An 18,833-nucleotide genomic window follows, 5' to 3' on the forward strand; every position below is an offset into this window, starting at 1 on the left:
CACGAGTATTGAGCATAGTCGAGATTGGTGCAGATCACTTCTGATATTGAACTGTCAGGAGCTGGCTGCACAACAGCCATTACGCCCAATCAACTGGTGCAGTCGTCTTCTGAAAATGACAGTGTCGGTGTAGTCTTATAAGGAGATTGTTTTGAGACTGGATAATAGAGGTTTAGGACTCGGGACTGAGAGCAAATGTAAGTGGAAATGATAATCGCGAAGCTGGTGATAGGCTCAAATGCTCGTTGCGGTTTGATTGTTGGGGTCGAGCAAATATATAGGGCGTGATTACTCACGCCTTTGTTTACATCTCAGAGCACAGGCTGAGCGTGTAGACAGCAGTCTGTCCATCATTGTTTGTGGGGCGCATAACGAAAATAGGCTCACTCCCATTGTCGATGTATGTGACGGCAATCCCTCCGTCTGGCGTGGCGTACATCTTCGCAATACTTTTCTCACCCAAGAAACCGAGTCGCCAGGTTTTACCACCCATGTTCACCTTCATACTTTTGTCCTGCACATCAAGGCGAGTTTCGACTGAAGATTTTTGGCTACCAGAATCGATCTGCCCTTCCTGGATCGCCTTACAGGTGAATGTGGTTGCACTTGAGGCGAAGGGGAGAACGATCAGTGACGTGAGAATCAATCTTTTCATGGTCTTCCTTTTCTTGTTTGATTTGGTGACAAGGCGCTGTTAGCGCATTACCTTATCTTACCACTTTAATTAATTAAATCGATCTTATAGATCAGTAAAATCGATCGATGTGGGTGATACAATGCTATTGTACAAATACTGAGCACTGTGACATTCGGCGATAACAGTCAACTGGAGTGAGGCTTATGAAGAAATCAATATTGGTGATATCGGGACTACTGATTTCACAGTTGGTGATGGCAGGACAAATCACAATGACAGATCCGCAGCAGGAAAAAACGGAGAATGGTAAGACGCTTTGCACCTATGAGAACAGCCAGTATGTTTTCACCTACGTCACTAAAGGGCAGTGCCCGTATGCAAAGACTTTCAATACCAGTAGTTCAGAGTAAAAGTGGGTATAAAAATCGCTGGTTATTTTAACATCGCAAGAAAGAACGGTTGCTTAGTATTAGCACTTAATGATTCGTCATTGATTTAGCTGTAAGCCGCATAGAATAAGGCTTTGTTGAAAGTTGATGGAAGGATAAAAGTTTCGTAAAGGCGTTAGAAAATGAATAATAAGGGAGGAATTATGATAGGTTACATCTATCAAATGTGGTTGTTTATCGGTTATTTACATCCTGTTAGTCATGAGGAGTTTTCCGGCTTTCTGGAGTGTTGTTTCATGCGGAGCACTGCGACCATGAAAGGTATGCTGCATGAGTAGCATGTAATGCGGAGCATGGAAGATATCGATTACAGGAAAGTAACCTTTGTACCTGATGTTATTACTCAGAAGCTATTTTCCTGTAAAGAAAATCTGCTATGCTCGCAGTACTCACATAACGAACATTAATACCTAAAAAACCATTAACTACTATTTAAATAGTAAATATTGATTATTTCCTGTGTTATGTACTCGTACACCTCGTCCATGAATCCATTGTGCAAGTTACTCTTGTGAAAATGAGTTTATGCACCATTACACACTTTCAGTGTTTCATTGTAAGCCTCCATTTTTACCGAAGATGCAAATAACTCTAAAGTACCTTTAGACTTTTCTGCATCCTCTGTATCAGGTTACTTGTGCAAATGGCGTAGCCATAAGAGCGGCTTACTTGCATATTAAGCCGGAAATTTCATTGTTAATAATATAGATAAGATGGTATCCGAGTCAGTGAAGCTACCGGACATCCATGATGTATGTGGGAGAGCAACGTGACCATACGATCCTTGATAGTATCTTGTTGAAAGTTAATAAATAACTTGACAAAACGTTCGTTTCATGGTAAGGTGGTATTAAGTGAGGGATATCTTCACTTCTCTAACAAATGCCCACTCTAATGACTTTATCTTCATGCCTCCTCCGGGTAAACGGTGTGGGGGTTTTGTCATGTCTGGAATATACACAATACTCATTCCCGATGAGTTGCTAAGCAGGAGGAACATTGCTTTGAAATATTTTAGTAGTGACCAGGTTTTTAATGAACTGGTCAATGGCGAAGTCACTCGTGAAGTGATATATGCATCTATGAACGTAGCCAGAAAACGCAAATACGCGGAACGTGAAAAACTGTTTGCTGATGCACTCGCTCGATTTGATGAATACCGAAAGGAAAAAACAAAATGAATATCCGATTCACTGATGACATCCACAAGGCGCTGATTGAACGTGCCAACCGTGAAGACAAATCAGCCGCCGCGCTGGTGAGTGAGTTAATAACAGCAGTCCTAAACCGAGAGGAACCGAATGACCGAAAAGAAACCAGTAGTAAACTTCGTTAATGCGATTTGCGGCTCAGGAAAGAGCCACCGTTTGAAAGAACACATTTACGACTTCAATCGAGAAGCTGTCCCAGAAAAGTTCTTAATCGTAGTACCAACCCACGCTTTAGCCGAGCAGTTCAAGCAAGAACTAAATCGTTTGAGAATCCCAAATCATCACATTTGCGTTGAAGGTGCGACTCTCAACCTGAAAAGTACTCTGGCGAACAGCTTCCAAACGAATGTGGTGATAACCACCCACGAATGTTTCACCAACTACTGCCACCTCGCTACGTTCAATCCTGAGATGCGCTCTCTACTGGCAGAACACAACGTGATGATTGACGAGATCCCTGATGGTTGGTTTGGGGCTGAAGCGAAGATCCGACATGCGGACAGAACGGCAGAAAACTTCCCATTCCTGGCATGGCTGGAAGAGCGAAACGGGTTGCTCTATTTGCGTGATGAGCACTACGACAAGCTGTACCAGTATTACCATGAGAAGCACGCTAACAGCGACAGCCTGAAGAAAGTGCTTTACGTGGCGCTCGACGGTGGTGGTGTGATGCATACCGAGTGTGATTCTTCATACAGCTTCTTTGCATACACTTATAACCCGATACTGAAGGCCGCAACGTGGGCGAAGAGCTTCACTGTGCTTGGCGCTGGTGTAGATCGCAGTGGGTTTGTATGGATGGCTGAGAACGTTGCTCAAATCGCAGTACAGGAAGCCGGGGAACACCTTCAGCCAGAACCCGAGAGACGCAAGCATAAGAACGTGCCTATCAAGATTGTGGTTGTCCTCTCAGAAGATGTCAAAAGAGCGGGGCAGTCAGAGCTGGCTAATGTTTTTAACAGTCATCTGAAAGAGATAAATCAGATTGTTGGGAAGGATTTTATCTTCGCAACTAACAACGATAAACCCATCTGTGACTTCCAAACTATTGGACTCGCTGAGCTCGGTGATCGCATGGGAGGTGAAGCTGTTTCGATGTCCAGCTACGGAATGAACAGCTACCAGGATGTTCACAGTGCTGTGTTCCTCGGATGTGCAAATCTGGGCGATAAAGATCGTAAGAGATGGGCTGACTATTGCAAACGTATCGGTTGGGATTTTGAAACGGTGATGAAGAAGAAGCGCCAGGCAATGTATCTTGAACGGTGCTACCAGTTTCTTAGCCGAACATCCATTCGCAACACTGATACCGATCACCCTCTCGTCTTTGTCGTTCCCGACATGGCGGCAGCGGAATACCTCAAAACCCATTACTTCCCTGGCTCAACCATCGAATGCCTTGGGATCAAGAAAGCTGGCAAGCAGGAAGAAACACGCTTGAAGGTGCTGGAATACAAGGCGCAAGGGCTAACTCAGAAAAAGGCTGCTGAAGTGATGGCGGTGTCTGTGAGGACAGTCGCAACCTACTGGAACCAGGGCGCTTACGTATGATTATCGCGCTTTACTGGTATCTGCTGTTCCTGTTTATCTGGGATGCAATCCGCACCTTTGAAAAACGTAGAAAAACAGAACGCAAAACTGAATCTCGGGATGTTTGATGTGGTGATTGATACAGCAAAGGGGCTAATGCCCCTTTTCTCGTTTTTTTAGTTTGTAGATTGAGCTAACACCGTTGCTGCACGCTGTTTAGTTTTTTCGCTTGAGCGCGGATTATCGCGTGCCTTAGCTGCAACTGTCTCCATTCTTTTTCGCTGGTATGGCGGAAAGTATCATGTTGTGTAAGCGGTGAAGGTGTAGTTTTGATGAGTTTTAAAGTTTGTCCGGCAGCAGAAGCGAATTTACTGGGCATTTACCATCGCCACATACCTATCTAACTCTTCCATACTTCCAGACGGCATGCTTACCACTGTTTTTTGGCTGCTTTCTATACAGCTGATGATGTCTTCGCGTGGGCCGCTGCGCCAGTCAGTGCTTGCATAAAAAGCATCAAGGACAACAACCATGTTCTCATGGCTATCAAAAGCGCGTATCAAATAGTAGCAATCCGGGTTATGCATGGAGTGTCCGAACGAAATAACCTCGATCCCGTGGCGCTGGTGTAGGGGAATGCTGATTTCCCGCATGATATTGTGAAAAGTGACTCCGGTGCCTTTGCGTAATGTGTATTGCAATATTTCGATGATTCGTTCCATTAATGCGATCCCCAAATGAGCGCCATCCCTTCGCTTTCAGGACGGACGGTTTTAAAACCGAATTTTTCATATAGCTCTGGAACATCTGCGATCAAGGTAATGTATGCTCCAACTGGTGCTTGTTGCCCGAGCCAGGACATTAATGCCTCCATGACTTTCCGGCCCAGCCCTTTACCTTGATGTTCTGGATCGACTGCAACATCTACGATTTCGAAGTTGAGCGCTCCATCTCCGACAATCCGCCCCATGTCGACAATAAGATCAGAATATTCAATATATACGCCATGACAGCTTCTTGGGAGGGCTTGTTTTGCGGCCTCAAGAGGGCGGGGGGTTAAACCGGATATGATGCGCAAGCGGCAAAAGTCCTCTGCGGGTGGCACTGCATCAACCAGAGTGTATCGTGATTCCATATTCAGCCTCAGTGCCATGAATGATCTTTTGTTTAGCATTAACAATCGCATCTATGCAATCTTCACGGTCTATTATAAAGACCGCCTCGTCACTGCCGAAAATATTTGAGGGCTGTGACTGAGTGGGGGGACGGTCATCAACTGGGGGATGACGGTAGATATTACTTTTTTTGCTATATGTTGTATGATGTTTTTTAATGTTGTGTAGATGTTTTGTTTTTTCTTTGACGCCGCTTCGCTTATTACCTACTATTAAAAAGGTTAAGTAGTTCTATCCTTCATTTAAGATGAGGTGTTTTCATGCCTAAACAAAAGGTAGTTCGTGATGCGGGTACTGGTCAGTTTGTAAAGCCGGAAGAGGCTAAGAAACGTCCAGGGACAACTGTTACGGAAACTGTAAAAATCCCCCCTAAAAAAGGGAAAAAGTAAAAACATCTCAAAGCGCTCATTAGTAGCGCTTTTTCTATTTCTGGAGATCTTTTGATGGAAAACCATAACTTTGAAAGGCTAAAAGAACATATTTTGTCGTTATCTGTTTCAAAAAACTTCGAAGTTGCCAAAACAGAGTGGAGTCTACATTCGATAGAAGTTTCTGAAGAAATGGATTTCTGTCCCTGTGGTCAAGATATCAAAGAGCATTGCTATATTGAAAATAAAAAAAATGGCAATACCACGTATGTCGGTAACGTTTGTATAAATAGGTTTTTGAATATTTCAACTGGAACTTTGTTTGAAGGGTTGAAAAGGATTAAGAAAAATATTCATGCCAATCCAAACTTGGCATTGATTGAGTATGCAAATGATAAAGGGTATTTATACGATAAAGAGTATGATTTCCTTGTTGATACGATGAAGAAAAGAAATCTTAGTGAAAAACAAAGGTTGTGGAAAGAGAAAATAAATAATCGTATCCTTAAAGAAGTCGTTGTTAAGAATCGTACAGCAAGATGAGTATTATTTTTTAGTAACTCCGATTTGATAACGCTGAAAACCAACACATTATATACAGAGTTTAAGAAATAAGGGGCTTGCGCCCCCTTTTCTTAGATTAATGTTTTCACATCAAAATCTATGTTTGTATCGGTATCGGCTTCGTAGTTAACCTCTTCAAATCCGAAACCAAACAACTTCAGGAACTCTTCTTTATAAGCAATGTAGTCTGTTAGCTGCTCCAGATTTTCATTGGTGATCGTCGGCCACAGATCTCGACATGCTTGCTGAACGTCTTCCCGAAGTTCCAGATCGTCCATGCGGATTCGCTGCTCGTCATCAAGTTTGGCACTACCCCCATATAGGCTGGTAGTCATCAGACGATTAATTTGCTCGATGCAGCCTTCGTGGATCCCACGATCTTTCATGAGCTTGAACACGATAGAAATATAAAGCGGCATGACTGGAATAGCTGAAGACGCTTGGGTGACAACAGACTTTAACACCGCGACGTTTGCAGCACCGTTGAGAGGAGCCAGCTTGTTGCGTAACGCGTTTGCCGCCCGATCCAGGTCTTCCTTCGCCTTACCGAGCGCACCGTGCCAGTAAATAGGCCAGGTCAAATCCGTGCCGATGTAGGAGTAAGCAACGGTCTTCACACCATCAGCCAGAACGCCAGCGTTATTAAGCGCATCAATCCACAGTTCCCAGTCCTCGCCACCCATCACGGTAACAGTGTTACGCACTTCTTCTTCGGTTGCCGGTTCGATACTGGCAGTAATGATCTGATCTTTGTTGGTATCAATGGCTTTAGAGGTATAAACCTCACCGATTGGCTTCAGCGCAGAGCGAACAATTTCGCCTGTTTTTGGCATCTTTCTTACCGGAGATGCAAGCGAATAAACCACTAAATCAATCTGACCCAGATCTTCTTTGATGAGGCTGATAACTTCGTCGCGGCACTCATCGGAGAACGCGTCGCCGTTGATGCTTTTCGAGTAAAGACCTTCACGTTTCGCTGCTTCATCAAAAGCCGCAGAATTATACCAGCCCGCAGAGCCAGGCTTGGTATCCGTACCCGGTTTTTCAAAGAAGATACCGATAGTGGAAGCACCACCGCCAAATGCTGCAGAAATTCTGGATGCAAGCCCATAACCAGTTGAGGCACCGATCACCAGCACACGTGCAGGACCATCAGTGAGTTTTCCGTTTTTGCGGACGTACTCGATTTGTTTGTTTACGTTGACCTGGCAACCAACCGGATGTGTAGTTGTGCAGATGAAACCACGAATCTTGGGTTTAATTATCATGTTGATTTTAATCCATTTTGCAAAACTTCTTTAACATACAATAATGATAACTTTTTTATGAAAAGTTGTAATGAATAATACACATTCATTAACTAACTCTGGGAAGGATAATGGTCTTGTTGAAACGTTACTATAATTAGATTTCAGGGTAGTCCACCAATTCGACATACCCTGCTAACTCTTCCATGCTCGCCCCCTGTGAATAGGTACGGAATGCTTCGGTTTTCGCTTTCTGTTCAGTGTGTCCGGTGATACTGCCTATTCTTGTTTCCTGCACCCCGGCACGGTCTAAGCATGTGATGAACATCCCGCGCAAGCTGTGGAAGCATTGACGATCTGTAGCGGTAGGCAAAACCTTGTCACGCAACCTGGTGAAGTTTTGAGAGTAGTACGGCCCTTTCTTACCATCCTTCCTGTTAATCTTGTTAGCTTGTGGGAACAGGTATTCGCCGTAACTGTGGTTCAGGTATTCATCGACAATCGCAGATAGCCGGGAATGAATAGGGACGTACCGTACCCCCGCCTTAGTCTTTGATTTCGAAATGTAGAAACAGCGTACACATTCCACCGTTTTGATCTCTGACTTCTTTAGGCTTGCCAGTTCATCAAGGCGGCATCCTGAAAACAGCCCCATGATTATGATGTTCCTGATCTCCGGCTCTGCTGCATCAAGTAACTTTTGCATCTGGTCAGGTTCAAACGGCTGATAACTCTCTATCGTGCGGCGTGCTTCGAGGTTATGACCGTGAAAAGGGTTGCGGTCTGGTATGCCATCGTAGCGGCGCTTTGCAAACTCGTAGAGGCTCCCTAAACACGTTAGCCAGTTTTGACGAGATTGATCGGCGGCTCCTTTCTCCTTTTGTGTATCGAGGAACTCAGTCACCAGGCGGCGGCCTATCCTTTCTAAGGCAATGTCCGGTTGTTTGGCACTTTCAAGGAATAGTTCAACGGCTCGCGCTGATTTGCTTAACGTTGAATAAGAGCGGCGGTTTTTATAGCTTTCGGCGTATTCGTCCCGTAATAGGCACAGAGTGGGAATCGAACAGGATCGCGTTACAGGTTGAGGGCGGCTCTTGTTCTTCTTCTCTTCGGTATGCAAGGCGGCTATTGACTGCTGCAACCACTGATCGGGGTTGCTCGGATTGTACTTCCGCTTAAGCTCTTCCCATTCTAATAAGAGGTAGTTTCTGAACCGTCGAGCCTCATTGAGATCGCGGGTTGAGGTGGTTTTGCGCCACATCCGGCACGGATATAAAAATCTGAGGTACTTCGGGACGAAGATCTGAAACATCCAGATTCCGTCTTTTCGTTTGTATAGGTAAGCCTGGCCCTTGATTGACACGATAATGATCCTCTATTATCACGTAATCAGTTACCTATGCTGATCGCAATATCGTTATCTGTTAGTAGGTTACAGAAGTGGAATGGATTTTTGTTCGATTCCCTTCGCCCGCTCCAGAATTTTCCCTTGTGAAAAAAAGCCGTTAAATCCCTCTCTATCAAAAACTTAAATAGGTGTCTAATTTTGTCGCCTATGGGTTTTCTACCATTCTGATGATCAAACGTATCTAAGTCCGATGTGTGGCTTTGTGGCTTCTTTTGTGAGCCAGCGTGAAAGCTGGCTATATTCTTAGAAAGGTATGGCGGTGAGGTAGACAGGCACTGAGTAGATCGAATCACGCGCTTTGTAGGCCGCCTGGTTGTGAAAGGTGTAGATGGTTCCCTTCACTGACAGATAGATCGCGTCATTCTCGACCTTCATCAATGCGTCCTTGTCCGTAGTGATCATGAAAGGCTCGTCATCGTCCTTCAGACTCTCCATAAATGCTCTATCGTCTTTGTTAGCATCATACATATAGAAACGGTAGGAAAAGCCTGTGGTAGCGCCTGCACTCGCTTCCGTGATGTAAAGATTAGCCAGGTTGTTTACTTTCACCTTCTTGATAATCTGTTGCTCAAGCGGTGAGAAGTGCAGCACCTTGTAGATCCCAAAGGCGATAACAGTCAACAGGATCAGAAGGAGATACTGTTTCTTAAAAACCTGTACGTTTTGCATAGTCGATACCCGCTCTTATCCAATACTGGTCATTAGGATCATCACCGTAAGGCGTTGAGCCATACCAATTACCAAAAGCTGCATCAGTTGTACCTGCACGACTCTGCGCCCATCCTGCGCCCCTAAGTAATACTTCGTCGGGAATCCCCGCAGCGTGACCAACAGCCCCGTAGTGGAAGTTTCCAAAATTCTCGAATTGTCTATCACGCTGTTTGTAATCCCACGGGCCATGCCCTCTAACCTGCTGATAAAACCATGCATAGGTGAGGGCTGACGGGCCACGGTGAAAGCGAGCCATCATCATATTACTGACGATATTCACACCTGGCGGGGCGAAAGAGGACACATCAAACGGCGGGTGAGGTGTTGCCGCTAATGTGGGGTATCTCACGCTTGCGCTCTCTCATTCCATGCATCGGCAAACTGCACGTTGCCATCGCAATATTTCCAGGTGATTTTTTCATAACGAAGTTCTACGCACTCAAGGTGATTATGCTTCTCTTTGGTCGGATCTTTGGTGTCGTGCATCACTGGCGAAACGCTGACAACTTTTACGCCTTCAAGCAGGAAGTTGAAGTATTCCGCTTCCTGTCCAGCGTCGTTGATCTTATACCATTTGAACTCAGCAGATTTTAGCGGCTGACCAGTGGCTACGGCTTTATAGAGGTAGGGGGACGAACTATCAAACTCTTTTTGAATTAGCACAGCTGAATGCTTGCGGGTTCCTGTGATCTTTCCCGTCATTACGTCCGTTGGAATGCTGAGATTATGGGAAAATCCGGTGATCTCAATGCTGCCGTCACGGTCTTGAACGTCTACAGATCCCTTAATATCTGCGCCGCCGTCATAGATAAGCTGGAATAGCCATTTTTCTTTTTCCTCATGCCGTTATAAAAAACCATAAGGAAATTGTACCTATAGGGAAGGTAGTGGTAAATGAATAAGATTATAACAATCAATAAGTTAGATTTTATTGAATTTGAGTTAAGTTAAGCTAAATACATTTCTATTGTAAAAAAGGCCGCATCCCGCAGCCTTTTCCTCTCACATTCACCCTTTCGGGAACACCCAAACATGCTTCTCCGGCAGCGAAAGATGGCAGTGCTGCGGATCCCGAACCTCATGCCCATATGCGCGGATGACAAAATCATCTCCCACCGTGCGGAACAGGTACTCCCAGCGGTCGCCGAGATACATGCTGGTGAGCAGCGGCAGCTCAAGCTGATTTTCACCCGGCCCCTCGACCACCGCCACGCGCTCGACGCGGATCACCGCCGTGGCTTCTTCACCGCTCTTCACCCCTTCACCGGCCTGGCCCCACAGCACCCAGCCTTTGCCCTCGATGCGCGCTTTGCCGTCGCGCACTTCGGTGACCTTGCCGTGCAGGCGGTTGTTGCTGCCCATAAACTCGGCGGTAAAGAGCGTTTTAGGCGAGCCGTACATCTCCTGCGGCGTGCCCTGCTGCTCGATCTTGCCGTTGTTCAGCAGCAGGATGCGGTCGGAAATGGACATCGCTTCGTTCTGGTCGTGCGTCACCATCAGCGCGGATAGCCCAAGCTTGATAATCAGCTCGCGCAGGAACACGCGCGCCTCTTCGCGCAGCTTGGCGTCGAGGTTGGAGAGCGGCTCGTCCAGCAAAATCACCGGCGGGTTGTAAACCAGCGCCCGGCCAATCGCCACGCGCTGCTGCTGCCCACCGGAGAGCTGGTGCGGGTGACGTTTGCCAAGATGGCCCAGGCCAAGCTGGTCCAGCACGTCCTGCACGCGCTGCTGGATCTCTTTCGCCGGCACTTTGCGCAGCTTGAGCGGATAGGCCACGTTCTCAAACACGGTTTTGTGCGGCCACAGGGCATAGGACTGGAACACCAGCCCCAGGTTACGCTCTTCCGCCGGGACCTCGCTGCGCGGCGTGCCGTCGTAAACTTTATTGTTGCCAATGACAATCGACCCCTGCGTCGGTTTTTCCAGACCCGCGACGGCGCGGAGCAGGGTAGTTTTGCCGCTGCCGGAAGGGCCCAGCAGAGAGACCACTTCGCCGCGCTTCAGGTTCATAGAGACACCTTTTAAAACAGGATTGTCGCCGTAGGTTAAGTGCAGATCGTCAACCGCTAATTCAATCATGTATTTTCACTCCGAAACGAAGGGCAATGCCCAGACCTACCACGACCAGCAGGATATTAATGAAAGAGAGCGCCGCCACGATGTCGATGGCACCCGCGGCCCAGAGGGAAACCAGCATCGAGCCGATGGTCTCCGTACCGGGTGAAAGCAGGTACACACCCGTTGAGTATTCGCGTTCAAAGATCAGGAACATCAGCAGCCACGAGCCGATCAGACCGTAGCGGGAGAGCGGTATGGTGACGTGGCGGGTGATCTGCCCGCGCGTCGCCCCGGTGCTGCGCGCCGCCTCTTCAAGCTCCGGCCCCACCTGCAGCAGCGTGGAAGAGATAAGCCGCAGCCCGTAGGCCATCCACACCACGGTATAGGCCAGCCAGACGCTGAAAATGGTGCTGCGCAGCGAGCGTAGCCAGACGATGACGTTTTCGCGCATCCAGTCGGTCCAGGCGAACCCGGAAAGCCAGCCGGATTTCAGCGAGTTATCCAGCCACATCGGCAGGAACAGGAACACCCACAGGAACGCCAGACCCGCCAGCAGGCCCGGCACGGCGCGCGGTACCAGCACGCTGTAGTCGAGGAAACGCGTGGTGTTATCCGGCTTACGGTGCATGGCAATCCCGACAAACAGGTAGCACACCACGGCCAGCGCGCCGCCAATCACGCCAATCGCCATGGAGTTGACGATGGCGCGCAGCAGGTTGGGCTGTGCCCAGATGGTGCGGAAGGTGTTCAGAGAAAGCTCGTCCCACAGCGAAACGCCCACGCCCCAGTTGGAGATAAACGCGCGCAATACCACGCCAAGCAGCGGAACGCCGATGGTGACGGTGAGCCAGAAGGCAATCACCGCGCCAGCCACCCAGCGCCATTTACCCAGCGGTAAGGCGCGGGCCTGTGAGGCCTTGCCCTTCATGGTGACGAAGCGGTTGGCGGTGCGCATCAGGCGACGCTGGAGCATCACCAGCGGGATGGTGATGCAGATCAGCACCACGGCAACCGCCGCCATCAGGTTATAGGATGGGGTACCCATTTTGTTCGTCAGCTTATAAAGATAGGTCGCCAGCACCATGTTGCCTTCCGGGTCGCCGAGGACCAGCATCAGGCCGAACACCTCCAGCCCGAGGAAGAACAGCAGCACGGTCGCGTACAGAATAGAAGGACGCACCATCGGCAGGCTGACGGAGGTCATCACCTGCCAGGGCGACGCGCCCGCGGTGCGCGCGGCTTCCTCCACGTCGGAGCCCACGCTGCGCAGCGCGGAGGAGATATACAGATAGGCGTGCGGGACGTGCGTCAGGCCGGCAATGACCACAATGCTCGACATGTCGTAGATATTCCACGGCACAAAGCCAATCAGCGCCTCCGCCCACTGGGAGAGAAAGCCCACCGGACCGGCGGCCACCACGTAGCCGAAGCCCAGCACCATTGGCGAAACGAAAATCGGGACCAGGATCAGCGGCTCAATCAGCCGACGGCCGGGCAGGTCGGTACGCACCATCAGAAACGCCAGCACGCCGCCCAGCGGGATAGAGATAAAAACCAGCCCAAATGCCAGAATAAAGCCGCTTTTCAGGGCCTTATAAAAATCAGGGTCGGTGAAAATAAAATCAAATGATTCAAAGCTCCACTCTTTTGACGGCGAAAAGAACGGCGCGGACAGGAAGCTCTGTATCACGATAAACGACAGCGGCGTGTAGATAACCAGGGCGGTTATCAGCACGACGATACCTCGCGGCAGGCTTTGCCACTTTCTGCGTAATGTATTCATGGGGTATCCCTGGTATTGCAGCCCAGAAAAACGAACTCAGTCGATAAGGGAGCGCGGCGGCCAGCGCCGCGCTCAGATGCTTATTTACCGGCGGCGGTACGCCACTCTTTGATGTACTCCAGACGTTTTTTCGGCTGCAGGTATTCCAGCAGCGTTTCATCGACCGGGATCGGCTTCAGCGCGTTGCCGAGGATTTTGGTCAGGCCGTCGATATCATTCTTGCCTTCGATATCGTTACGAATGGAGGGGATATCCGCCTGGTTGGCCAGAATGTTTTGCCCTTTTTCCGACAGCACGTAGTCCAGCCACAGCTTCGCGGCGTTGCCGTTTTGCGCCTGCTGGCTGATGAACGACACGCGCGACAGCACCAGGGTGTAATCTTTTGGATAGGAGATGCCGAGCGACGGATCGTTTTTCGCACGCGCTTCCGCATAGGAACCGAGGATATTAAAACCGATCAGGTTTTCACCGGAGGAGACGCGCTCCATCATGGTGCCGGTCGACGACTGCACCGACAGGCCACCTTTGGCGACGTCCGCCAGGGTTTTAAAGTAGTTTGGATCGGCGTTGTGATCCTGCACCGAGAGCATAAAGCCCAGACCCGATTTTTCGATGTCGTAGGTAGTGACTTTGTTTTTGAATTTGTCCGTCTGGCTGGCAATCAGCTTCGCCAGCGCGGCGTGAGAATCCGGCACGTCGCCGGCCGGGATCAGGCGCTTGTTGTAGATGAAGACCACCGGTTCATAGGTGGTGCCGTAGGCCTTATCTTTCCAGACTGCCCATTTCGGCAGCTGGCTTTGCTCCGGAGACTTGTACTCCATCGCGTAGTCGGTGGCGAGCTTCAGCCCGGTGTCCATCGAGGAGCTCCAGACCACGTCGCCGCTCACGCCGCCGGAGGCCTGTTCGCTGATGAAACGGTTGTACAGCTCGGTGCTGTTCATATCGTTGTATTCAACTTTGATGCCCGGGTAGGTTTTTTCGAAGCCCTGAATCAGCGGCCCGGCGGCTTTGATGTCGGTGGTGGAGTAAATAACAACCTTGCCCTCTTTGGTGGCGGCATCAACCACTTTTTGATACTCAGCAGGATAGCCCTGCGGCAGGGCAGACAGTGCAGAAGCAGAGAACAGTACGGTAGCGGTAAGCAGAGAAATTCGGAACGTGTTCGACATTATAGTTAACCTTTTAGTTACATTTGAGGAACTAATTGTCAACATAGCCTATCGGGCTCCTCCCACAATAGGATGAAGCGGGCGATGATTCCGAAGTGTGATTGTCGCCGTCGTTTCAGCAATTAACACCATAAAATCCGCGAACGTTAGCCTGTGAACGGTTTCGGATTACGGTTTATCGGCGGCTTTGCGGTAAAGCCTGCGCGGATGACCAATATTGCCATACAGCATCTCGACGCTGACTAACCCGCTCTCCACGCAGTATTCAAGGTAGCGGCGCCCCGTGGTTTTGCTGATCCCCACGTTTTCCACCACCTCTTCAACCGACATCGCGCTGTCGGGTCGATCGGCGAACAGCCGCTTAATCCGTTCCAGCGTCTGGGGCTCAATGCCCTTCGTGGAGGGCGTAACGGAGGCTTCCGCGGCAGGCAGATTAAACAGGCGATCCAGCGCATGCTGGTCGACCACCTTCACCTGCTGCACGGTGTGGATGAAGCGCATAAACCGCTCCAGCGAGGCGTGCAGGCGCTGGAAAAAGACGGGCTTGATGAGGTAGTCAAACGCCCCGCTGCGCATGGCGTGGCTGCAGGTCTGCATATCGCTGGCGGCGGTGATGAAGATCACCGAGCACTCATAGCTTTTCAGCAGCGGGTTATCGATGAGCTCCACGCCTTTACCGTCCGGGAGATAGTTGTCCAGCAGGATAAGCCGCGGCTGATGCTGACGAATCAGGCTGCATGCCTGCTCAATCGACGCGGCGATGCCCACCACGCGCAAATGAAAATTCTGCTCGATATACTCGCGATGCAGCTCCGCCAGGTGCGGCTCATCCTCAACGATCACAACATCAAGTGCTCGGGTCATGCTTTAGCCCATTCGGAATAAACACAGAAAAAATAGTCCCCTGCGGCGTGTTGTCGGCAATCTCAATGCTGCCGCCAGCCTTGTCGATATATCCTGCCACCAGAAACAGGCCAATACCGTGCTCGGTGCCCACAATGTCATTTTCGCTTTCCGGCTTGCTGCTGAACCCCTGGCGGAAAATGTGCGGCTTCATCGCGTCCTCCACCCCGCAGCCCCGGTCGGCCACCTCGATCAGCAGCTCCTGGTTACGGTCAGAAATGTAGAGCTCTACCGGCGCGTGGACCGCGGCGTTGAGGGTCGCCTCCACGGCGTTATCCAGCAGATTACCGATAATGGACATCAGCTCCGTTTCGCCGAGCGCGGCAGGCATGCGGGTGAGCTGGCAGGCGGGGTCAAACAGCAGCTCAATGCCTTTTTCGCGCGCGCTGACGTATTTTCCTAACAGCAGCCCGCACAGGGCGGGAGATGAAAAACGCGCGGAGACAAAGTCCAGCACCCGCTGCGCGCCTTCGGACTGCACCTGGATGTAACGGATCGCCTCGTCATAGTGTTTCATCTGCAGTAACCCGACCAGCGTGGCGGTCCAGTTCAGCTGCTCGTGGCGCATAATGCGCAGGTTATCCGCATAGCGTTTGATCTGGCTGAGCTGGCTGCTGAGGGTGTTAATGTCATTTTTGTCGCGAAAGCTGTAGACCCATCCGCTTTCAACGCCGGGTTCAACCTCAATCGCCACGCGGTTGACGATCACCTCGCGCTGGTTGAGCACCGCAATCTGGTCGTGGCGGCCCGCGCTCACCGAGGCGGTGCGCTGGGATAAAAAGTCCGGCGACGTCTGAAGGATCTCTTCCAGCGGTTTACCGATAAGGTCTTTCTCACTTTGCCGAATATCCAGCATCTCACGTGCGGCGCGGTTTATTAAAATCAGCTGCTTCTCCTGATTGACGGCAAATACCCCTTCGTACATGGCTTCCAGTAGCGCGCGCTGCTGCAACACCAGCTGAGCGATATCTTTCGGCTCTAGCCGGAACATCTGTTTTTTAAGATTGCGGGTAAACAGCCAGGAGAACATAAACAGCAGCAGCAGAAGGCCCGCGCCGTAAAGCCCGGACTGCCAGAGAATGCGGGCGTTAATGTTGGCAATATACGAGGTCAGATAGCCGACCGACACAATACCAATCACCTGATGCCGGGCGTTGAAGATGGGCGCTTTGCTGCGCAGTGAAACGCCAATGCCGCCCTGGCGTACGGAAATAATGGTTTTGCCCTTTAAGACTTCAGCGTTATCCCCGCCGATCATCGGTAAATTAATGCGCTCCGGGGATTCCGAATGATAAAGGTGCTGCTCCTCGGTATCGCCAATCACAATGTAGCTGGCATCGCTTTCAGCCCGCAGGGGCTGAATTAACCGGGCGATGCCGGGGATATCCCTGGCCGCCACCTTTTCCGCCAGGCCCGGCATCAGCGCGATCTGGCTGGCCTGCACCCGGGCGCGCTGGCCGAGATCGTGATGGAGCTGTCGGTCAATAAAATGAAACAGGATGGTTCCCAGCAGAACTAACAGCAGGCAGGAGAAGCACACCAGCGCTAAAAATAGCTTTACCTGAAAAGAGAGCCTGCGTTTCATTCAACCTGCTGATGTTATGTAAAAGTGACATTCGCCGAGCCTGACATGGGCCAATAGCGGACGCAATCTGGCAAGAAAAGAGTTGTGACCTGGCTTTTCGTTTTCGGCGTTATAGCCTTCATGATCCCGTCAGGCTATGCTTCATTCAGCACGATAATAATTACAGAGGCAATGTCATGGATAAAGAGCTACTGGATGCGGGTTACCGGGCCTATACCGGCGAGAAAATTGACGTTTACTTCAATACCGGGATTTGCAAACACTCAGGTAACTGCGTGCGTGGCAGCGCAAAGCTGTTTAATCTGAAACGTAAACCGTGGATTATTCCTGATGAAGTGGACGTAGAAACGGTTGTACGCGTGATTGATACCTGCCCGAGCGGTGCGCTGAAGTATCGCCAAAAATAAGCGAGGAACCATGGATATTCTGGAAGGCCATAACAAGTTTTACGTGAATGATGCGAACGGCAACCAGGTCGCGGAGATTGTCTTCGTGCCCACCGGCGAGCACCTGAGCATTATCGAGCACACCGATGTGGATGAGAGCCTGAAAGGGCAGGGCGTTGGCAAACAGCTGGTGGCGAAAGTGGTGGAGAAGATGCGTGCTGAGAACCGCAAAATTATCCCGCTGTGCCCGTTCGCGAAGCATGAGTTTGATAAAACGCGGGAGTATGACGATATTCGGGCGTGATTCACTGGAGCAATGTAGGCCGGGTAAGCGCAGCGCCACCCGGCACAATGCCTGGCAGGAACGTTAGCCAACAAACATTACCGACACGCACAGCACGCCGACGATCAGCGTCAGCAGATTGCCAATGGAGCGGTACTGTTTCAGCGAGGGGATCAGGTACGTTGACAGCGTCGGCATGATAAACAGGATCATGGCGATAAGCGGGCCGCTGATGGCGTAAATCATCGAAATGGCGTTCGGATTAATGCAGCAGACCGCAAAGGTGATGAACGACACCCCCATAATGGAAATCGCGCGGTTAAAGGCGCGGCTCTTTTTCACCCCCACCTGATTCAGCGACGACTTCACGATCTCCGTTGCCCCTTCAATCACCCCAAAATAGGTGCCGAGGAACGACTTCGACATCGCAACAATCGCCACGATAATCCCGGAAATGCCCAGCCACGCCGGTGAAGAGGGCATCATCGACAGCGCGGACAGAATCGTCACCCCTTCCTCTTTAGCGGCCACGATATATGACGGCGGAATCGAGAGCAGGCAGCTGAAGACGAAGAACAGCACGCTCAGGCAGATGATCAGGTACGCCACCTTCATGATTTTCTTGCATTTATCCATGGCGCCGTCGGCAAACTTCTCGCGACGGTCAACGGCAAACGTTGAGATAATTGGGGTATGGCTGAAGGCAAAGACCATCACCGGAATCGAAATCCATACCTGATGGAGGGTATGCCGATCGGCGGTCATCTGGCTGGTCAACAGCGCGGGTTGCCAGCTGCCGATCAGATAGAGTGAGACAAACAGAAAATAGGCAATCAGCGGAAACACCAGGAAGCCCATCACTTTTATCGTGATATGGCGTCCCATCAGGAAGATCAGGTTCAGGACCAGCACCACCCCGAGGCTAACCAGCACGCGAACGCCGGTATCCACCGTCAGGTGTTTCGCCAGCTGTTCGGTTAACGAGTTGGTGATCGCCACCGCATAAATCTGCACCACCACGAAGAAGGCGACGAAATAGAGGGTAGTGATCAGATTGCCGATCTTCTTGCCGTAATAGTGCGAGACGGCGCCGGTGATCCCTTCATTGCCTTTTGTTTTTGACGACAGGATAAATTGCGCCAGCGCTCTGTGCGGCCAGTAGGTTAAGGGGTAGGCCACGAGGGCGGTAATAAACAGGACAATCGCGCCTGCGGAGCCCAGCTGAATGGGTAGGAACAGCGTTCCTGCGCCCACGGCTGTGCCATAGAGAGCGAAACTCCAGAGAGTCTCATCTTTTGACCAAATTTTCGACATTAGAGCAACGTATCAACTATCAAACCAACGGAATGGCGTGCAATTTACCATA

Annotated in this window: 21 protein-coding genes and 1 pseudogene; 8 read left to right on the forward strand and 14 right to left on the reverse strand. The window is 50.2% G+C overall.

Annotated elements, in window-relative coordinates:
* Positions 1-304: 304 nt before the first annotated feature.
* Positions 305-655, reverse strand: coding sequence for a hypothetical protein (locus ACJBF3_RS07415; RefSeq protein WP_023294877.1), 351 nt, complete (start codon positions 653-655; stop codon positions 305-307).
* A gap of 185 nt (positions 656-840) precedes the next feature.
* On the opposite strand from ACJBF3_RS07415, the gene ACJBF3_RS07420 reads away from it, so the two are divergent.
* From ACJBF3_RS07420 to ACJBF3_RS07435, 4 genes are all read left to right on the forward strand, one after another.
* A complete protein-coding gene (locus tag ACJBF3_RS07420) occupies positions 841-1,047 on the forward strand; it encodes a hypothetical protein (protein ID WP_023294878.1) in 207 nt (68 codons plus the stop codon).
* Positions 1,048-2,030: 983 nt separating this feature from the next.
* Positions 2,031-2,267: a hypothetical protein gene (locus ACJBF3_RS07425; protein ID WP_084832169.1), complete on the forward strand. Its 237-nt coding sequence runs from the start codon at positions 2,031-2,033 to the stop codon at positions 2,265-2,267.
* Positions 2,264-2,422 (forward strand): hypothetical protein, encoded by a 159-nt coding sequence (locus tag ACJBF3_RS07430; RefSeq protein WP_023294880.1) that lies wholly within the window; start codon positions 2,264-2,266, stop codon positions 2,420-2,422. Before ACJBF3_RS07425 ends, ACJBF3_RS07430 begins: the two co-directional genes overlap by 4 nt.
* Positions 2,388-3,848, forward strand: a complete 1,461-nt coding sequence (locus ACJBF3_RS07435; RefSeq protein WP_023294881.1) for a DEAD/DEAH box helicase family protein — start codon at positions 2,388-2,390, stop codon at positions 3,846-3,848. Before ACJBF3_RS07430 ends, ACJBF3_RS07435 begins: the two co-directional genes overlap by 35 nt.
* A gap of 347 nt (positions 3,849-4,195) precedes the next feature.
* Here ACJBF3_RS07435 and ACJBF3_RS07440 read toward each other — a convergent pair whose 3' ends face one another.
* On the reverse strand, positions 4,196-4,549 hold the full coding sequence (locus tag ACJBF3_RS07440; protein ID WP_023294883.1) for an NIPSNAP family protein: 354 nt from the start codon (positions 4,547-4,549) through the stop codon (positions 4,196-4,198).
* Complete coding sequence (locus ACJBF3_RS07445; RefSeq protein ID WP_023294884.1) at positions 4,549-4,962, reverse strand: GNAT family N-acetyltransferase; 414 nt, start codon at positions 4,960-4,962, stop codon at positions 4,549-4,551. The genes ACJBF3_RS07440 and ACJBF3_RS07445 overlap by 1 nt, the downstream gene beginning before the upstream one ends.
* 300 nt (positions 4,963-5,262) lie before the next feature.
* Here ACJBF3_RS07445 and ACJBF3_RS07450 point away from each other — a divergent pair, with 300 nt between their 5' ends.
* Both ACJBF3_RS07450 and ACJBF3_RS07455 read left to right on the forward strand, forming a co-directional pair.
* A complete protein-coding gene (locus ACJBF3_RS07450) occupies positions 5,263-5,391 on the forward strand; it encodes a hypothetical protein (protein ID WP_023294885.1) in 129 nt (42 codons plus the stop codon).
* Between the two features lie 54 nt (positions 5,392-5,445).
* Positions 5,446-5,913, forward strand: coding sequence for a hypothetical protein (locus tag ACJBF3_RS07455; protein WP_023294886.1), 468 nt, complete (start codon positions 5,446-5,448; stop codon positions 5,911-5,913).
* Between the two features lie 92 nt (positions 5,914-6,005).
* Here the strand turns inward: ACJBF3_RS07455 and fabV are convergent, their stop codons facing one another.
* The 10 genes and pseudogenes from fabV to ACJBF3_RS07505 all read right to left on the reverse strand — a co-directional run bounded on the left by fabV (position 6,006) and on the right by ACJBF3_RS07505 (position 16,798).
* Positions 6,006-7,202: an enoyl-ACP reductase FabV gene (gene fabV, locus ACJBF3_RS07460; protein WP_023294887.1), complete on the reverse strand. Its 1,197-nt coding sequence runs from the start codon at positions 7,200-7,202 to the stop codon at positions 6,006-6,008.
* 136 nt (positions 7,203-7,338) lie between these two features.
* On the reverse strand, positions 7,339-8,544 hold the full coding sequence (locus tag ACJBF3_RS07465) for a tyrosine-type recombinase/integrase (protein ID WP_023294888.1): 1,206 nt from the start codon (positions 8,542-8,544) through the stop codon (positions 7,339-7,341).
* 288 nt (positions 8,545-8,832) lie between these two features.
* A complete protein-coding gene (locus tag ACJBF3_RS07470) occupies positions 8,833-9,258 on the reverse strand; it encodes a hypothetical protein (protein ID WP_045329189.1) in 426 nt (141 codons plus the stop codon).
* Entirely contained in the window at positions 9,236-9,649 is a 414-nt protein-coding gene (locus tag ACJBF3_RS07475) for a polymorphic toxin type 44 domain-containing protein (RefSeq protein WP_223239912.1), read from the reverse strand. Before ACJBF3_RS07475 ends, ACJBF3_RS07470 begins: the two co-directional genes overlap by 23 nt.
* A pseudogene (locus tag ACJBF3_RS07480) lies at positions 9,646-10,126 on the reverse strand (Hcp family type VI secretion system effector). The gene ACJBF3_RS07475 and the pseudogene ACJBF3_RS07480 overlap by 4 nt, the downstream one beginning before the upstream one ends.
* 182 nt (positions 10,127-10,308) lie before the next feature.
* On the reverse strand, positions 10,309-11,379 hold the full coding sequence (locus ACJBF3_RS07485) for an ABC transporter ATP-binding protein (protein WP_032660170.1): 1,071 nt from the start codon (positions 11,377-11,379) through the stop codon (positions 10,309-10,311).
* Positions 11,372-13,141, reverse strand: coding sequence for an iron ABC transporter permease (locus tag ACJBF3_RS07490; RefSeq protein ID WP_023294491.1), 1,770 nt, complete (start codon positions 13,139-13,141; stop codon positions 11,372-11,374). Before ACJBF3_RS07490 ends, ACJBF3_RS07485 begins: the two co-directional genes overlap by 8 nt.
* A gap of 80 nt (positions 13,142-13,221) precedes the next feature.
* Positions 13,222-14,310 (reverse strand): ABC transporter substrate-binding protein, encoded by a 1,089-nt coding sequence (locus ACJBF3_RS07495; protein WP_045329187.1) that lies wholly within the window; start codon positions 14,308-14,310, stop codon positions 13,222-13,224.
* Between the two features lie 168 nt (positions 14,311-14,478).
* A complete protein-coding gene (locus ACJBF3_RS07500; RefSeq protein WP_045329186.1) occupies positions 14,479-15,174 on the reverse strand; it encodes a response regulator in 696 nt (231 codons plus the stop codon).
* On the reverse strand, positions 15,158-16,798 hold the full coding sequence (locus ACJBF3_RS07505; RefSeq protein WP_045329185.1) for a sensor histidine kinase: 1,641 nt from the start codon (positions 16,796-16,798) through the stop codon (positions 15,158-15,160). Before ACJBF3_RS07505 ends, ACJBF3_RS07500 begins: the two co-directional genes overlap by 17 nt.
* Positions 16,799-16,974: 176 nt before the next feature.
* Between ACJBF3_RS07505 and yjdI the strand changes: the two genes are divergently transcribed.
* A complete protein-coding gene (gene yjdI, locus ACJBF3_RS07510) occupies positions 16,975-17,205 on the forward strand; it encodes a 4Fe-4S mono-cluster protein YjdI (RefSeq protein ID WP_008499689.1) in 231 nt (76 codons plus the stop codon).
* A 10-nt stretch (positions 17,206-17,215) separates the two neighbouring features.
* Complete coding sequence (locus ACJBF3_RS07515; RefSeq protein ID WP_045329184.1) at positions 17,216-17,488, forward strand: GNAT family N-acetyltransferase; 273 nt, start codon at positions 17,216-17,218, stop codon at positions 17,486-17,488.
* 63 nt (positions 17,489-17,551) lie between these two features.
* Here the strand turns inward: ACJBF3_RS07515 and ACJBF3_RS07520 are convergent, their stop codons facing one another.
* Positions 17,552-18,781, reverse strand: a complete 1,230-nt coding sequence (locus ACJBF3_RS07520) for an amino acid permease (protein ID WP_045329183.1) — start codon at positions 18,779-18,781, stop codon at positions 17,552-17,554.
* Positions 18,782-18,833: the final 52 nt, after the last annotated feature.

It is taken from the genome of Enterobacter sp. PP-008-ECC_S150 (assembly GCF_045257065.1).
GTDB lineage: Bacteria > Pseudomonadota > Gammaproteobacteria > Enterobacterales > Enterobacteriaceae > Enterobacter > Enterobacter chengduensis.

Bases quoted from the DNA above. Each gene is read 5' to 3' on its own strand.
- ACJBF3_RS07435 (WP_023294881.1), top strand. From the start codon at position 2,388: ATGACCGAAAAGAAACCAGTAGTAAACTTCGTTAATGCGATTTGCGGC.
- ACJBF3_RS07430 (WP_023294880.1), top strand. From the start codon at position 2,264: ATGAATATCCGATTCACTGATGACATCCACAAGGCGCTGATTGAACGT.
- ACJBF3_RS07505 (WP_045329185.1), bottom strand. From the start codon at position 16,798: ATGAAACGCAGGCTCTCTTTTCAGGTAAAGCTATTTTTAGCGCTGGTG.
- ACJBF3_RS07515 (WP_045329184.1), top strand. From the start codon at position 17,216: ATGGATATTCTGGAAGGCCATAACAAGTTTTACGTGAATGATGCGAAC.
- ACJBF3_RS07455 (WP_023294886.1), top strand. From the start codon at position 5,446: ATGGAAAACCATAACTTTGAAAGGCTAAAAGAACATATTTTGTCGTTA.
- ACJBF3_RS07450 (WP_023294885.1), top strand. From the start codon at position 5,263: ATGCCTAAACAAAAGGTAGTTCGTGATGCGGGTACTGGTCAGTTTGTA.
- ACJBF3_RS07470 (WP_045329189.1), bottom strand. From the start codon at position 9,258: ATGCAAAACGTACAGGTTTTTAAGAAACAGTATCTCCTTCTGATCCTG.
- ACJBF3_RS07420 (WP_023294878.1), top strand. From the start codon at position 841: ATGAAGAAATCAATATTGGTGATATCGGGACTACTGATTTCACAGTTG.
- fabV (WP_023294887.1), bottom strand. From the start codon at position 7,202: ATGATAATTAAACCCAAGATTCGTGGTTTCATCTGCACAACTACACAT.
- yjdI (WP_008499689.1), top strand. From the start codon at position 16,975: ATGGATAAAGAGCTACTGGATGCGGGTTACCGGGCCTATACCGGCGAG.
- ACJBF3_RS07495 (WP_045329187.1), bottom strand. From the start codon at position 14,310: ATGTCGAACACGTTCCGAATTTCTCTGCTTACCGCTACCGTACTGTTC.
- ACJBF3_RS07490 (WP_023294491.1), bottom strand. From the start codon at position 13,141: ATGAATACATTACGCAGAAAGTGGCAAAGCCTGCCGCGAGGTATCGTC.
- ACJBF3_RS07440 (WP_023294883.1), bottom strand. From the start codon at position 4,549: ATGGAACGAATCATCGAAATATTGCAATACACATTACGCAAAGGCACC.
- ACJBF3_RS07485 (WP_032660170.1), bottom strand. From the start codon at position 11,379: ATGATTGAATTAGCGGTTGACGATCTGCACTTAACCTACGGCGACAAT.
- ACJBF3_RS07445 (WP_023294884.1), bottom strand. From the start codon at position 4,962: ATGGAATCACGATACACTCTGGTTGATGCAGTGCCACCCGCAGAGGAC.
- ACJBF3_RS07520 (WP_045329183.1), bottom strand. From the start codon at position 18,781: ATGTCGAAAATTTGGTCAAAAGATGAGACTCTCTGGAGTTTCGCTCTC.
- ACJBF3_RS07425 (WP_084832169.1), top strand. From the start codon at position 2,031: ATGTCTGGAATATACACAATACTCATTCCCGATGAGTTGCTAAGCAGG.
- ACJBF3_RS07415 (WP_023294877.1), bottom strand. From the start codon at position 655: ATGAAAAGATTGATTCTCACGTCACTGATCGTTCTCCCCTTCGCCTCA.
- ACJBF3_RS07500 (WP_045329186.1), bottom strand. From the start codon at position 15,174: ATGACCCGAGCACTTGATGTTGTGATCGTTGAGGATGAGCCGCACCTG.